Annotated in this window: 11 protein-coding genes; 1 reads left to right on the forward strand and 10 read right to left on the reverse strand. The window is 68.7% G+C overall.

The features are described 5' to 3' along the window. Window positions 1-2835: MobF family relaxase (gene mobF / locus ABD52_RS31500; RefSeq protein ID WP_152748342.1), on the reverse strand; the 2835-nt coding region annotated here is incomplete at its 3' end. A 234-nt stretch (window positions 2836-3069) separates the two neighbouring features. Here mobF and ABD52_RS31505 point away from each other — a divergent pair. Continuing rightward, window positions 3070-3495: a hypothetical protein gene (locus tag ABD52_RS31505; RefSeq protein ID WP_151012587.1), complete on the forward strand. Its 426-nt coding sequence runs from the start codon at window positions 3070-3072 to the stop codon at window positions 3493-3495. 129 nt (window positions 3496-3624) lie between these two features. On the opposite strand, the gene ABD52_RS31510 is transcribed toward ABD52_RS31505, so the two are convergent. The 9 genes from ABD52_RS31510 to ABD52_RS39910 form a co-directional block, all read right to left on the reverse strand. After that, window positions 3625-3993 (reverse strand): hypothetical protein, encoded by a 369-nt coding sequence (locus tag ABD52_RS31510; protein ID WP_151012585.1) that lies wholly within the window; start codon window positions 3991-3993, stop codon window positions 3625-3627. Window positions 3994-4187: 194 nt separating this feature from the next. After that, window positions 4188-4829 (reverse strand): GGDEF domain-containing protein, encoded by a 642-nt coding sequence (locus tag ABD52_RS31515; RefSeq protein ID WP_053065519.1) that lies wholly within the window; start codon window positions 4827-4829, stop codon window positions 4188-4190. Between the two features lie 239 nt (window positions 4830-5068). Next, the gene (locus tag ABD52_RS31520) at window positions 5069-6595 is read right to left on the reverse strand and encodes a hypothetical protein (protein WP_047894141.1); all 1527 of its coding nucleotides are present in this window, start codon (window positions 6593-6595) and stop codon (window positions 5069-5071) included. A 495-nt stretch (window positions 6596-7090) separates the two neighbouring features. Beyond that, on the reverse strand, window positions 7091-7792 hold the full coding sequence (locus tag ABD52_RS37700; protein WP_143025372.1) for a hypothetical protein: 702 nt from the start codon (window positions 7790-7792) through the stop codon (window positions 7091-7093). A gap of 941 nt (window positions 7793-8733) precedes the next feature. Continuing rightward, a complete protein-coding gene (locus tag ABD52_RS31530) occupies window positions 8734-10419 on the reverse strand; it encodes a ParB/RepB/Spo0J family partition protein (protein ID WP_082171427.1) in 1686 nt (561 codons plus the stop codon). A 163-nt stretch (window positions 10420-10582) separates the two neighbouring features. Further along, window positions 10583-11119 (reverse strand): hypothetical protein, encoded by a 537-nt coding sequence (locus tag ABD52_RS31535; protein WP_030500412.1) that lies wholly within the window; start codon window positions 11117-11119, stop codon window positions 10583-10585. A 200-nt stretch (window positions 11120-11319) separates the two neighbouring features. Beyond that, the gene (locus tag ABD52_RS31540; protein WP_030500413.1) at window positions 11320-12459 is read right to left on the reverse strand and encodes a DUF932 domain-containing protein; all 1140 of its coding nucleotides are present in this window, start codon (window positions 12457-12459) and stop codon (window positions 11320-11322) included. A gap of 588 nt (window positions 12460-13047) precedes the next feature. Further along, window positions 13048-13572 carry a hypothetical protein gene (locus ABD52_RS31545; protein ID WP_047894145.1) on the reverse strand — a complete coding sequence of 175 codons (525 nt, stop codon included), beginning with the start codon at window positions 13570-13572 and terminating at the stop codon, window positions 13048-13050. Window positions 13573-13891: 319 nt separating this feature from the next. Further along, window positions 13892-14939, reverse strand: a 1048-nt coding sequence (locus ABD52_RS39910; protein WP_047894142.1) for a hypothetical protein, incomplete at its 5' end; no start/stop codon positions are given.

The following is a 14939-nucleotide window of genomic DNA, read 5'->3' on the forward strand; positions in this document are numbered from 1 at the left end:
TGGGGTGCCTTCGCGGGGGTCGTCGTCAGTGACGACGTACGCCTCGTTGAGCGCTCGGCCGCGGGTGAGCATGACGTAGACGCGGGCGAGGGAGGTGTTGTCGTCGATGAGCGCGCGGGCGGTGTGGACGGTCTGTCCTTGGACCGAGTCGACGGTTTGGGCGTACGCGAGGTGGGTGTGCTGGGCGGTGTAGGCGGCGGGCAGGACGGCGTTTGTGCCGGTGGTGATGTTGGTGACGTGGAGTTGCCCGTCGCGGGTGACGGCCTTGATGCGCCACTGGTCGCGGTTGGTGACGTAGTCGGGGCCGGCGGCGATGCACCGGTCGTTGCGTCGGGTGACGATGATGTCGCCCACGCTGGCCAGGTTGCCGTCCCGCAGGCGGACGCCTCGGCCGGGCTGCACGTGGCCCGCGGCGATGAGCAGATTGCGGGCGTGGTGGGCGATGTCGCTGGCCTCTTCGGTGGTGTCGACGAGCATCATGCTGCGGCGGCCGGCGGTGATGTCGGCGAGCCACCGGGTGAGCATCTGGTCGACGAGGTGGCGGCGGTGCCCGCCGACGAGGCGCCCGCGCCGGTCGTACTCGTCTAGGACGGTGGGGTCGCCGTGGCGGAGCCGCAGTGAGGCGGGGCCTTCCCAGGCGTGGGTGAAGCGATGCACGTGCGACAGGGAAGTGGTGACGCCGAGGGTGGCGAGGTAGCGGAGCAGCCCACCGGGTCCGACGGCGGATGTCTGATTGGGATCGCCGACGAGGATGAGCTTGCCGCGTACCTGGTCGAGCTGGGCGGTGATGCGGGCCAGATCGTGGCTGGAGACCTGGGATGCCTCGTCGACGATGACCCATTGCCCGGGTGCGAACGCCCAGTGGCGGGCTCGGGTGCCGGGCGGGGGACGATGTTGCGCGTGCAGCCACCGCGCGACGTTCTCGGTGCGCAGGGTGGTCCCGTCGGGTTGGCGGGTGGCGTCGGCGAGCAGGTTGGCGGCGGCCTGACCGACGGTGAGACCCAGCACCGGTATGCCTGCGGCGTGGGCTGCGGCGACGACGGCCCGTTGAAGGTGCGTCTTGCCGGTGCCGGCGGGACCGATGACGCCGGTGATGTGCCGGTCGTCGCCGATGAGGAACCGCAGTACCTCGGCTTTCTCTCCGGACAGGTCCATCCGCTCGATGGCGGCGTTGACGGCCTCGGCAGGTGCGGGCTGCGCGCCGCGTTGGCGGGCGTAGGCGATGACTTGGTGCTCGGCGGCGAGGACGGCGTGGGTGGTCAGGTGCAGGTCCCGGTGGCGGGTGTATTCGCTGTGCAGGTCGCTGGCTCGTTGCAGGCTTGGTCCCCACTGCACGAGCGCGGGGGGAGTCAGGACGCGGAGGCCTCCAGCCCCTTCGGTGACGGCGCGCGCGGCGAGGCGTTGCACGCGTTGCCAGTCCGCGGCGGGCGAGTGCCCGGGTGTGATGTCGAGGACCTGGCCGATGGCGAGTTCGAGGTGGTCGTGGCCGAAGACGGCGCGCTGATGGCTGAGCGTGTGCACGGCGCGGGCGACCGCCAACCGGTCGTCGGCGCGGACGGCGGCGTCGATGACGTGCGTGCGGCGTGCACGGGGGACGCGAAGCTGGGCGGTGGCGTCCCGTAGCGTGGCCTCGTCTAGGGCGGCGGGGTCGGCTGCGAGACCGCGGGCCCGGCGCAGCACCCGCAGCGCGATGGCGGCGGTGTCATCGTGCGCGTGCCCGGTGAGAAGACGTTGGATCTGCCCTTGTGTGTCGAGGCCCATCTTGCGGTCTTCGGCGAGCCAGCGGCGCACGGCTTCGTGGGTCGACTCGGCGCCTTTGTGAGGGCGGCGGGTGCGCAGGGTGGCGTCCTGGGCGCGAGTGCGCCATTGTCGCGGTGCCATCCGCTGAAGCGGGGACGCGCCGCGGTGGATCTCTTCGGTGATGGTGGCGCGACGTTTGGCGTAGTGGCGCAGGGAGTCGTCGCTGATGCCGACGATCTCACGGATGCCGGTGTCGGGGCGTGGGGCGAAGGTGATGCCGCGGCGCTGGCGTAGCTCGGCTTCGATCGCGCGTTCGTAGGCGACGCGGGCGCCGATCGCGGCGCGGTAGAGGGCCCGGCCGTCGAGGGCGAGCCACTGGGGTTTCGCGTCGTGGCTGTGGGCTTGAACTTTGGCGGAGACCACGATGTGCGCGTGGAGTTGGGGGTCACGTTCACGGCTGAGGCGGTGGTCGAAGACCATGGCCGCCAGGCCGGCGGTGTCGAGTTGGCGGACGCCCCCGGCGCCGGCGCGGGCATAGGCGCCGTGCCGTTGTAGGTGGTCGAGCACGACCCGCACCCCGGCGTGGTGGGCGGCCATGACGTCGCGTTTGACGTCGTCGTCGCCGAAGGCCCACAGCAGCGACACGGACTTGACCGGAGACACGGTGACGTCGAACGCGGACACAGCCCGTCGCTCTGGGGCGGTCATCGCGTCGTACCACGCCTTGTCGCGCTGTTCGACCGTGGCGTCGTCAGGCAGGAGTGACAGCGCTCGCTGTGCGGCTACGGTCCGATACGCGTCTGTCTGCGGCGCGTAGGTGCGCCACCGCTGTCCGAGCTGATAGCCGGCGCGGGGATGGCGTCCCTGGCCGACAAGGAAGCGCATCTGGCTCTCGGTGACCCAGCCGCTCATTCCGAGGACCGTGGCGCCGTCGCCAGCCCACCAGCCGGGGCTCTCACCCCGCGCCGTCGGGTCCATGTAGTACGGGGCCGGGCCCCCGGTGGTCGGGGCGCGCATGTCGTGCCTACCGGCCGCGACTTGCTCCATCAGATAGCGATATCCGCTGCCGGGCGAGATTCGCGTGATGGACAACATGGGAAAACCGTAGAAGATCAACTAGAAGGTGGGTGGTGGAGAATGCAAGAGGGTGTGTCGCCTCTAAGGGAGTGAGAATCGTGAGGGTGGGCGTTCGTGCAGGTAGGAAGCTGTGTGGCTGGTCCGAGTGAAGGTTCGAGGTGATTCCTGAAATTGCGGCCAGGATCGAACGAATAGGCAAGACGGCAGGCTCGGGATATGTTGGTGGGATCCGAAAGTCGCTACGGTCGGGATATGGCGAGTCGAACGGGGAATGATGCGGTCCGTGCGCTTCGGGCGCGGCAGGAGGTCGAGCGGCGTGCCGTGCGGGCTGTCGAGCAATCGGCGTCGGCGCTTGCGGATGCTGCAGAGCGGCGGCACGAGTTGCTGGCAAAGGTAGACGGGGAGGTTCGGGACGCAACGGCAGCACATGAACTGTCGGTGGTGGTCCTTGCGGCGATTCTCCGTGACGACGGGTTGGCCGCTGAGTTGGCCGGTGTGGACGTGAGCAGGGTTCGGGCGCTGCGGCGGACGGTGGACGGTAAGGCGGTGCGCGAGCGCATCGCGCAGTTGGGGTCGGTGATGCCGCGTCGTGGCCGGCCGCCTGCGCCGGAGGTCGTGTCGCACGGGGGCGTGTTGGGTGATGTCGGGTCAGCCCCCGGCCTGGTGGATGGCGGCTGACCCGTGGATGCGCTGTGGGACGTGGGGTGAGAGTCGGGAGCGGCAGCCGGCGGCGGCGTGCTCGATGCGCGCCGACGACGTCTCGCGTGCGCCCGCCGAGCCGCTGCGCGCGGCCGGGCGGGCGCGGGGTCAGGGGTGCTGGCCGAGCAGGCGTCCGGGGTCGCCGGTGGTGGTCCATCCGGCGCAGTCGCTGAACAGCCGGTGCGCGCTGTGGGCGAGCGTGATCGGGTACAGGTTGGGGCGCTGCACGTAATGCTTGCCGTGCTGCCAGAGGTCGAGCAGCATCGCGGCCAGTCGCAGGGTGGCGCGCATTCGTCCGGGGTTGCAGTCCTCGCAGTGGTGCCGGCGGGCGTACTTGATTAGTGCGACGGTTGCGGCGCGCAGTTGTACAGCGGTGGCCAGGTCGTGGACCGGCTCGGAGGGCCACGCGGGGCGGTGGTCGCACAAGTCGAGGTGGCTGATGACGTGCGCCATGCGGCGGCGGGCGTCTTCAAGCATGGCCAGGATTTGACCGGCGCGGCGGACGGCGGGCGTTGCCGCCGGGATCAATGTCGTGGGTGCCGTGAGGACAGACATAGGGGCTCCTCGTGTTGGCGTTCGTGTGGGGCGGTGTTCGCCGTTCCGCCCGGATGGCGCGCGTGGTGCGAGGGGGAGGGCGGCCCGGGTGGGGTGACCCGGGCCGCGCCGGGGCGTTAGCGGTAGCGGCGGCGTGAGGCGGCTGCCTTGGTAGCGGTGGTTGCGGTGGTGTGGTGCCACACCTGGACGGCTGCGCCGTGGCGCTTGGCGTCGTACATAGCAGCATCAGCCCGAGTGAGCAGGCCGGAGGCCGTACGGGTGCCGTGGTCGGCCATCGCAAGGCCAACGCTTGCGCGGCAGTTGACGGGCTCACCGAAGATCGCGAGCGTGCTGCGGTCGAGGGCATCGGCTGCGGCGGTGGCGTTCTCGCGGCTGGTGCGTTCGCCGCCATCGGTGACGATCAAGAACTCGTCGCCGCTCATTCGGCCGATGTAGGCAGTGGGTAGGTCGAGTGCGGTGAGGGTGTCCGCGACGTGGATTAGCAGGCTGTCGCCTGCGGCGTGCCCATGTTGGTCGTTGATTGCTTTGAAGTCGTTGAGGTCGAGCAGGGCGACGCTGACGGGCCGGGCGCGGTCGGCCAGCAGCGCGTTCAGGTGGCGTAGGAGCGCGCGGCGGTTGGGCAGGCCGGTCAGCGGGTCGTGGTCGGCCTCGTGGCGGGCGGTGGCGAGGGCGGTGCGAAGTCGTCGGTTTTGTACCAGGAGTGCGACGAGGTTGGCGGTGGTGATTGCGAGCAGGATCGTTTGCCACGCCGTTTGCATTCGGGTGCTCCCTGGGGTTGGGGTTTGTGTGGTGCGCGGTGGGGGTTCGCCGTCCCCTCCGAGCAATCATTACTATACCTAATCCGATGGTGTCGGTCTATCCAATTCGGCCGGCACGGTCGAGAAACCTCAGTGACTTTGATGTGCCGGCGGCTACGTCGATCACGCCCTTATTTGTCGAGGTGTTGCCATTGACGGGTCACAGGGGAGCCGGCGAGGCCGGCTCCCCTGTGACGTCTCTACGGCTGGTGTCGCTTGCGGGCGTCGCCGAGCACGTGAACCTGATCGGTCAGGATGAGCGGGGCGTCGGCCGGTCCCTTGATGTGAGGGCGGACGTAGGTTCGGCGGCGCAGTCCGCGGCCGGGGCCGTAGGGCTGCTGCCGGAAGAATCCGGCGACCCACCATCGGCGGGTGTAGACGCGCGTGGTCGTGCCGTCGGGGCTGTCCTGGCGGGCCTGCTGTTTGCGTCGCAGCCGTACCAGCCGCACCGTTGGCGCGGGTCGGTTGGCGCGCTGGTATGCCTTGCGCGTCGCCTTGTCGGCTGGTTCCTCGGTGACTTCGGCGTCGGGCTGCGTCGACAGGATCCACGTGGCGATCAGGGAGCACAGCATCAGGCGCGTCTGTTCGCTGTTGGGTGCGTACGGCTGACCGAAGCGCAGTCCAGCGCCGCTACTGACTGGGGCGAGCCAGCCGATGCGCTCGCGCAGCCCCTGCAATTCCAACTCGGTGGGCTGCTGACCCTGTAGGAGGGTTTCTGCGGGGGTGTAGAAGGTGATCCAAACGCCACCGGGGATCGGTCCCCACTGTGCTGCGACGATTGGCACCGTTAGCCCGGTGTGTGGCTCCACCGGCTGATAAATCGGCGTGTGCCAGACGAGCAGGCCGTCGGATGCCGGCATCTCGACTTGCTCGACGCGCACGTCAGGAAGATCGCGCGCCGCGTGCGCGGCGAGGGCGGTGAAATCGGGGTCGATCCAGAACACGCGTCCGTTTTCCGCATGGTTTGCCATCAGGGCGGTGTACTGGCGCAGTGCTTCGGGGTTGCGGGCGTCAACGATCGCGGCGGGGGCGTCGACTGGGGCACCGGGGAACAGGTGCCCGGGGATCTTGTACGTCTCGCCGCTGTCGAGCAGGCGCAGGAGATACGAGCCGCCGGACGTGCGCCAGAAACGCACGAGCCGGTCCCGCACCTTTGGCAGCATCTGCGGGCGCAGCGACCGTACCTCGGGGGCGGGAGCGGCGTCCTGCGCGGGAGGGCAACTGCGGTTGTTCGCCCCGTAGGGGAGCGGTTGTCGTGCCGGTGTGCTGGGAGTGGCGGCGAAGAGGGCTTGGTGCAGGGGTCGGAAGAAGCTCTGCGCGTCATCCGACAGGCCACGGCGGCGGGCGCGTTTGACGGCGCGAGCGGTCAGCCCTTCGGGGTCGCGCTGCTCGACCAGGCGCGCGCATCCCTCGCACGCTGCCCAACTGCCGCCGAGGTTGTGCATCGCCATGCCGCTGACGTCGGGTGCGGTCGTCATGGCGATTTCGAGCTTTGCGAAGGTGAACGACGCCACCGGGCGAGGCGCGGAGCAAAAATCGCAGGTCATTTCGACGTGCGCGAGCTGTGCGAGCGGCACCGGGTTGGGTTCGTGGTCGTCGTTGCTGCTGCGGGGATGAAGGAACGTCCTTCCGCCGCCCTGGGTGGTGATCACGGTGAGGGGTACGCCGCACGTCGTGCAGCCGTACCCCTCGACGATCGGCGGAGTGCCGACGTCGTGGGAGTCCATGCGTCTCCTTTGGGTTGGGGTTTGTGTGATGTGCGGTGGGGGTTCGCCGTCCCCTCCGAACAATCATTACTATACCTCTTCTGATGGTATGGATCTATCCGATTCGGCCTGGATGGTCGAGAAATTTCGATGATCTTGACGGTGGTTTGCCGGCGGCTACGCCGATCACGCTGCCGTGTACGGACACGGCGCGTCCCCCCACTTCCTTTGGCGGTGGGGGGCGAGTTCACTCGACCCGCGGCGCGCGCAGTGGAGGTCAAGTCCGGGCGCGGGGTTTCGAGGAAAGATCATGCGGGGTGTGCATGATGTTTCCGAGCCGCGCCCGGACTTGACCGGAGCGAGCACGTCGCTAGCCTGTCGCGGCCCCCACCGGTGAAGGGGTTTGGGCAGTGCGGCCGGAGGCCGCTTCCGGTTTACCCGGCCCGCCAGGGCCGGGCGTCTCGTGAGCGGAAGTACGGTGATCGGTCGGGGTCGGCGGCAGCCCTACGCCGAGGGCTAGCTGAGCAGATCAGGGGTGGGGGGTGTGCCCTGCTCGTCCAGGATGGCCCACAGCGTTTCGCGCCTCCACTTGCGGCGGTAGCGCCCCTTTGGGCCTGCTGTCTGCTCATCGGCGCGCTCCAGCACGCGACTGGGTAGGGCGTTGGCGGTGCTGTAGCCGAGCACTCGGGCGGCTTCGGCTTTGCCCACCAGTTCGTCCGGCTTGCCGGAGCGGTCGGGGTGGCCGTGGGGAGTGCCGGCTGGCCGTCCGGTTCGCGTCGCGCCTCCCTTGCCGATGCGGTTTTCCGCGATCTCCCACACGGTGCGGCGCTTCCACCGTCTGCGTTTGCGGCCGGATGGGGTCGACGATTCGTCATCCACCTGCTGCTGCAGCCGTAGCCACACGGGGTTGTTTCCGGCGAGGGCGCTTCGGTCGCGGTAGCCGAGGATGCGGGCCGCTGTCGCGGTGTCGACCAACTCGTCCGGGTCCCCGGAGCGGTCGACGCTGTCGCGTGCGCTGCGCGTGGCCTGTTCGCGTGGCAGTTCGTATTTGGCGATGTCCTGACGGTGCCATGTGCGGCCGTCGGCGGCGCGCTCGGGGAAGCCGTTGCTGTCGCGCTCGCGGTAGAGCCGGTCGAGGTGGCTGACGGAGATGCCGAGCATCGCCGCTGCTTCGACCCGGTTGACGACATCGCGGCCGTGTGGGGAGCGCGTGGACATGGAGTGATGATGCCGTACGCACTGGTGGGCGAGCCGCATGGTCGGCGGATGGCGGCTGAGGACGCTTCTCATGGTCTGCTTCACGGCCGATGGTTGGGGGCTGCCGTACGATGGGCGGCACGCGTCCGGCGTAAGGGTTCGTTGGGGCCCGTGTGGCGTCGGATGCCAGGCGGCCGGGGGGAGTTCGCCAAACTAACCCCCCGGCCTCCGCCGAGCAGTCGCCCCAAGGGCGCTGGGGCGCTGTGGTCACTGGCCCCGCGGTGGGTGGTGCCGGGCATTGGGAAGGCACCGTCGCGCGGCGCGCGCCAGGACCCCGTATTGCGTGTCGCCCCTGGCGATCACCTGCCCGGTCGGCAGCCTGCGCGCCACGTACTCGCAGCGCTGGGCGTCCCATCCCCCGAGGCAGACGGGCGATGGTTCGGTGATCATGTCCCATCGTTCACCGTCGGTGCCGTTGATGTGGACGTGGAACTCGCGAGTGAGAGTCCACCTGTCGCTGTAGGTATCGAGCCGGAGGCCGTGGGGATTGTTGTCCCGGAAGAGGCGCCAGCGGCCATCGCCTCCGAGCAGCCGCGCGATATCCCGCTGTCCGTCGAGCGGGGCTTGGCCAGGTGGGTGCCGTACTGGTGTGGTGGTCGCGTTCTGGCTGAGCGGCCGGTTTGGCATGGTCGAACCCCGTGGGTGGTGTGGTGGGCCCCCGGAGGTTCGCCGTCTCCGGAGAGAGTCATTACTACACAGGCATCGAGTGTGTGGGCTGAGCGCGGATTGTGGCGCACGCGGAGCTGGCAGGGCGGGCCGGCAGCGGACCTGATGGGACGCGGACGTGTTCCGGCCCGCCCGGTGGCCGCGGGAGCAACGGCCTGGAGCACGACGGGCTCGGGACAAAATTGGTCTTGGGTGGTGCCGGTCGGGAGCCGGTTGTGGCCCCCGACCGGCAGCGGCTAGGCGGCGAGGTTGCACCCGGTGTCGGGGTCCGCCTCCGTGTCGGCAACTGCGGTGTCAGCAGCAGCGGCGGTTGCCGCGTCAACGCCGTGGCCCTCGCTCTCTGCCTGCTCGGGTTCGGCCTCGGGGCGGGCAGGCTGCGGGTCGTCTGGCTCCGTGTTCGTGGCTACGGCGGGGGCCGTTCGCCGGTTCGTGGCGCGGTTGACGACGCCGTCGATGATGAGCTGTTCGACCTTGCCGACCTGGAAGCCGTTGGTGATGCACCACTGCAACCACTTCGCGACGGCCGGGTCCGGGGCACGCCAGGAGGTGCGGGTGATGGCGCTTTCGTTCGCGGCGGCGATGGCGGCCAGGGAGATGACCGTGTAGCGGGCGTCGCTGACGCGGGCCGGGACGCGGCTGGTGCCGGCGCGCTTGGTCTTGCCAGGCGAGAGGAGGTCGTCCAGCATCTTCCGGCCGCCGTTGACCCAGGTGGACAGGAGGTAGCCGGAGTCGGCCAGCATCTCCGCGATGAGCTTGTTGGTGCCCTTGGGTGGGGTCTTGCCAGCGAGCAGGTTGGTCAGCCACTCACGGCGGACGGTGTTCGCGGCTTCCATCAGTTTGTTGTTCTCGATGACGCGCCGCCGCTCGGCCTTTTCTCCCTCGGTCATGGGGCCGCTGCGAGTGGTGGTGCTGTAGCTGTACTGGGTGTGTCCGTGCTTGCGCCAGTCGGTGCAGTAGGTGCGCTCGGTGAGGCGGTGGTCGTAGGCCAGGTACAGCAGGACGGCGTGGCCGGGGCAGTCGCTGTGGTCCTCGGCGGTGATGCGCTGGCCTTCGGCGTCGCGGAGGTCGCTGATCTCCTTGACCTTCGCGTCGTGGTAGCTGGGGTGTTCGGTCAGCAGGGCCACCCCGGCGGTGGTCAGCTCGGCGCGGCGTGCGGCTTCGGCTTCGCGGGCGTTACGGGCGGAGCGGGCCTGTTCGACTGCTCGGGCGAACGCGAACGGTCCGGCGTCTTCGGCTTCCTGCAACAGCGTTTCGATGGTGTCGGGTTCGTCGGTGAACTCGGCGAGGGCGGCAGCCTGGGTGAAATCCAGTCCGAGTGCGTGGGTGCGCTCGGCGGTGTGCTTGTCCAGGGTGGCGACGCAGCGGCCGGCCTTGACCTGTTCGGGGTGGTAGCCGGTGCTGCGGGCGATCTCCTCGTCGCTCATGCCCTCAAGTGCGAGCTGCTGGATGCCTCGGGACACCTGTGCGGCGGTGGGGTCCTTGCGGTGGACTTGCCGCAACATGCTGATGATCTGCTCGCGGTTGCCGGCCAGGTCGTCCCGGACGATGGCCGGGATGTACTCCTGCTCGGCTTCGACGGCGGACCAGTATCGCTGCTCGCCGTCGATGATCAGGTACGTGTCGTCGTCAAGCGGCGTGACGATGACCGGGGCGAGCAGCCCGCGAACGCCGTCCTCTTGCAGGTTCTCCACGATGCCGCGCAGGGCTTGGGCGTCGTCGCGAACGTTGTCGGGGTTGGGCTTGATCTGCTTGATGGGCAGCAGTTCGTAGCCGCCGGGCAGGGCGGGCTTGGCGACGGTGTGCTCGGTGTCGGCTGCCTCCGCCGGGTCGGTGGAGGTGGTCGACAGGTCGGGCAGCCCGTCCGGGATGGGCTGGTCGGTCTCCGCGCTGGGCTGCGCGCCGGTTGCGGTGATCGTGAGCACCGGTGTGCTCCCTTCGGTTGTGGGTTTGTTGGTTGGCCGGTCAGGCCCGGGTTGCCGTCCGGGCCTGACCGGTGGTTTCGAGGCCGCTGCGTTCAGCGGCGCTGGCGGATCCGTGTCGGGTCGCTGCGAAGTTGCCACTGAAAGGAGGAACGTCGCACGGCTGTTAGGCGGCTGTGGCGACGGCGGTGAAGCGGGGGCGGGCGGCTGGTGCGGGCATCGTGCATTCGGTGCAGGTGGCGCTGTTCCAGCGGTGAGGGCTTACGCCGTCGCCGGCTGGGCAGGGGCGGGTTTGCAGGTCGCGGATGTCGGCGGCGTTGAGGCAGGTGGGGCAGAGCCCCCAATTGGCGGTCGAGGGACCGGCGATGGGGGAGTCACATTGGGCGCAGTACAAGCCGGCTTGGCGCAGTGCCTGGCCGATCACGTCGGCGGTGATGACTGCACGGCGGGCTGTTGCCGCGAGGTTCTTCCATGCGGCGGTGTTCTGGACGCGGCGCCACTCCTCGGTGTTCAGGGCTGGGTCGTGGAGGCTGCCGGGGTCGTCGGCCTGGGCGCGTAGGTACGCCTCGACTTCTGCCCGGCCGAACAGCGGTCCGGTCCATTGGTAGGTGCGGGCGAGCACGGAGACGAGGTGTCGGGCGTCGGGCTCGGCAAGGTTGCGGGGCAGGGACACGCCGTGGGGCAACCCGATGAACAGGGGCATGGCTTCTCCCAAGGTGCGCAGCGGTGGGTTTGCAGCGCACGGCTGCGGGCGGGTTGAAGGCCCGATGGCTGTGGCCGTGCGGTGCGGGAGCGGTAGCCCGCGTCGGCGTGCTCGATGCGCGTCGACGCGGTCAGCCGTGCGGCTGGGCGCTGGGTCCGGGTGCCGCTGGCGGGTTGCGCCAGCGGCACCCGGAGCTCGGGTCAGAGCGTGGCTGCGATTTCCATCGCCCGGATGCCGACGCCCTCCATCTCGTACGCGGCGTCGGGGTCGGTGAGGGTCTTTGCGGCGCTGGTGACGGCGTGCATGATGCCTCCGGCCGTGCGGTCGCCGCCGTCGATGAAGTGGTTCAGGACGAGCCGCTGCTCGTCCTCGGTGAACCGCAGCCGCTGGGCGATGACCCGGATGGTGTGGTCGGGGTCGGGGACGCGGCGGCCGGCCTTCTCCTCGATCTCTTCGATCTTGCGCTGCACGTAGCGGACGTCGAGGAAGCGGCGCACCGCGTCGCGGGTCTGCTTGCCGATCAGGTTGAGGTTCGCCTGGTGGGTGTCGTTGCTCCAGCGGATGGTGCCCTCGTCCATCTTCGCGCCGAGGTGCACTGCTCGCAGGGCGTCTTTGGTGATGGTGAGGCCGTTGTCGCAGACCTGTACGACGATGCGGGGAGTGACGGTGAACGCGCCAGAGCCTGTCTCGCTGTTCGTGAAGACGAGACCGGCGAAGACGGTCGGGTTGTCCGCGCCGGTGGCTCCGGTGAAGGGGCTGCGGTAGTTGCGCAGCAGGTTGCGGGCGAGGGTCTTGATGGCCTCGGAGTGCACGCGGACGACCATCCGGCGCTCGCTTAGGTCGCAATCCAATTTGACGTTCATGCCCGACTCGCGGATGCCGGACAGGACGGCCATCAGCACGTCGAGGTTGTCGATGATCTTGTATCCGTCGCTAAGGAAGGCGCGCAGGATGCCGCCACCGTTGCCGTCGGACAGGCAGCGGGCGAGATAGCGCTTGCCCTGGCTGAGGTCGAGCCAGCCGTTGATGTTGGCGTCGTAGAGGTGCAGTGCCTGCGCGCGGGTCTTGCGCAGGTAGCTGGTGGGGATGCCGAGCTTTTCGCCGAGTCCCGCGTCGCCCAGTTCGGTGGGCCGGTAGAGCCCGTCGGAGGGGGTGACACCCGATTCGCTGAGGATGGGTTCCGCGCCGGTGATGCGCAGGTGTCCGGCCTCGGCTCGCAGCATCGCCGTGCCAGCGACGATGTCGAGCTTGTGCGCCTGCTGGAGGTCGAGGATGCGGTGCAGGTCCGGCAGCGTCGCGTGCCGGGCGGCCAGGGGGATGGTGTCGAGCGCGTTGCTCACCGTTGATCCCTTTCGGTTGGGGTGTTGGCTGCGAGGGCGGGGGTTGCCGTCCCCTCCCTCATGTATTTAATGATACATGACCAGCCCCGCAGAGTCCACTTGAGACCGTTCAATTCGTGAAATTCCAGCGTGGCCAATGTGTAACCGTCGGTAATTAATAACGCATGATCTACTAACGTTTCTCTACGTGCTGATTGGTGAATTGGTCGGCGCAGCCGGTTATGTGATGTGCGTCAGAGAGCCTTCCCGGTGGCCTGATCTTTGATCGACCATGTTTGGCTGTGGGGGTCAAGCCTGGGGTGTGGCTTGACCCCCACAGCCAAACATGGTTGGCACTGTGGGGTCAGGTCGCCGGGAAGGATCGGCGCTGCCTCCCCCTTCCCGGAGCCTGCCTCGCCGGCGAGGCGCCGCGGTTCAGCGGCGGGACGCTGACCCGGCTGGAGGCCATCGACCGAAGGTCGATTCAGCCCAAGCGGCGAGACGGCTGTCGGACCGGGCGGGCTAGCGGGCGTCGAGTGGTGCGAATGGGTCTACATCCGGAAGCAGTCGTCTTGCCTTACGGCAAATTCGCTTCAGGCAGCGGCTGCATTAGGAGTCACTGGTTGGCAAATCGGGCGGCGTGGCGCTGAGCACCTTCCCGCTCCGGGTGTTGATCCATTCCTGCACGCGTCTGCGTTTCCAGTAACGAGTAGATCCCTGTACTGGTGCGGGTTCTTCGCGGTCAGGCATGGGAAGGTAGCCGTCCTCGCCGCGGTCCCACACGGCCTTGCTCATTCCGACGTACTTGTCCCACCCGCCCTGCGTGATGGTGAGAATCTCCCGGAACTCGGTGGCGGAGATGAGCTCCTCGGGGTCGCCGTTGAGGTCGACATGATGGACCCGCGCTCGGGAGGATTCCACGATCTGCGGTAGGAGGACATCCCGGACGTGCTTCAGCTCGTCGATGGGAAGCCACGCCTTCTTGTCCTGCTTGACCGACGCGGGCCAGCCTGACCCTTGGGCGCGCTGCTTCGGTGACGTCTTGAGCCGCACCGTCTGTTCGGACCGTCCGGTCAGCTCGGCTGCGCCGGCTATGTCCGTGTGTGGCCGGCCACCAATGTTCCGGATTTCCATGCCTACCCCTGCCTGCATCGGTGGCCAGCGGTTGGAACGGCCGGGGGAACATCGTCCGCGAACGAACGAAGCGGCAACCCCCCGGCCGCGTGATCCAACCAACAGCCCCACCCACAAGTCCACCGCTAAGCGGCGGACGTGTGGCCGAAGCGGTGCAGATGGTAGCAGCCTGGCTCTCGGTCGCCTGGGAGATCGGCGGGTTGATGCCGTACTTGAGAGCCGTGCTCCCCCTGACGAAGCCCGGCAAAGACGATCGGCAAAGAGCGCCACCGGCTGCGGCCAGGAGCAGCGCTGTGCGCCCAGAGAGGACGGACGCCGTTCAGCTGCCCCGCGGGACGGCTGGTAGAGCGCCCGAAGGGGCACGGATTACCGATTCGGCCATGTCGAGCGCGCGGAGCAGGGCTCTTTGCTGCGCCGCCGACAGGGTGCCTGCGTCCAAGCCGCATGTTGATACGAGCGTCTTGAGCTGATTGACCCGTTGATGGTGGGCGGCGGCGAGGCAAGTGGGATGAGTCAGTAGATCGCGTGCGGCGTACCCGTCGCCAGCAGCGTGTTGGATCAGTTCGACGCCGAGCTGCTCGGCGGCTGGGTGATCGTTATCGAGGGCGTCTAGAAGGGTGAGGCCAAGCCGGGTGTGGAAGACGGTGAGTCCGGGCTTGGCGGGTCCGAGGGCGTGGTAGGCGGTCAGCGCCTTGTTCGCCTGGTCGTCTGCGGGATCGGAGTCTGGCATCAGCAGGAGCAGGCAGGCAGTGACGGCGTCTTCCCATGGTTCGCCCGGTTGGGTGGCGTCTAGCATCGCGCGTGCCTGGCGGTAGCGGCCTGCTGTGGCATGGGCTATGACGCTGATCTGCCTGCCGTCGAGCATGCGTGCGCCGATGCCGTTGTATTGGGTGAGGCGGTGGCTGGCGTCGTCCCACCGTCCGGCGCTGGCGAGGGCGTGGGCGCCGGTGCCGAGCAGGACGGCCCATAGCCAGGTTCGTGTCTTGGTGTGGGCACCGGGTGCCTCGGTGAGGCGGGCGACGGGGATGGTGAGGCCGTCGATCAGGGTGTCGGTGCGGGTGTCGATGGCCTGGAACAGGGTTTCCAACAGGGCCCAGGCGGCGGGGCCGTCGCCCGCGCGGATGCGGAGGCGGGCGAGGTTCACGATCGGTTCGAGTGCGTGCTGGGGATCGCTGCCGTGGTCGAGTGCCGCGGTGGCGAGCCGGTGGCACCAGGTGTGGGCCAGGTCGGGCATGTCACAGTCCGAGGCTAGGAGCGCGGCGAGGTTGAAGACCGCGGTCGCGGCGGCCACGTCACCGCTGTGGTAGGCGAGGTCGGCGCGTTCCTCGAGGTCGGCGATGCGCTGGGGCAGGGGTGTGCATACGGGG

It is taken from the genome of Micromonospora sp. RV43 (assembly GCF_001029515.1).
GTDB lineage: Bacteria > Actinomycetota > Actinomycetes > Mycobacteriales > Micromonosporaceae > Micromonospora > Micromonospora aurantiaca.

What these genes read in the sequence shown, in the direction of transcription:
- ABD52_RS31505 (WP_151012587.1), top strand. Translation starts at nt 3,070, where the DNA reads ATGGCGAGTCGAACGGGGAATGATGCGGTCCGTGCGCTTCGGGCGCGG.
- ABD52_RS31510 (WP_151012585.1), bottom strand. Translation starts at nt 3,993, where the DNA reads ATGCTTGAAGACGCCCGCCGCCGCATGGCGCACGTCATCAGCCACCTC.
- ABD52_RS31515 (WP_053065519.1), bottom strand. Translation starts at nt 4,829, where the DNA reads ATGCAAACGGCGTGGCAAACGATCCTGCTCGCAATCACCACCGCCAAC.
- ABD52_RS31520 (WP_047894141.1), bottom strand. Translation starts at nt 6,595, where the DNA reads ATGGACTCCCACGACGTCGGCACTCCGCCGATCGTCGAGGGGTACGGC.
- ABD52_RS37700 (WP_143025372.1), bottom strand. Translation starts at nt 7,792, where the DNA reads ATGTCCACGCGCTCCCCACACGGCCGCGATGTCGTCAACCGGGTCGAA.
- ABD52_RS31535 (WP_030500412.1), bottom strand. Translation starts at nt 11,119, where the DNA reads ATGCCCCTGTTCATCGGGTTGCCCCACGGCGTGTCCCTGCCCCGCAAC.
- ABD52_RS31545 (WP_047894145.1), bottom strand. Translation starts at nt 13,572, where the DNA reads ATGGAAATCCGGAACATTGGTGGCCGGCCACACACGGACATAGCCGGC.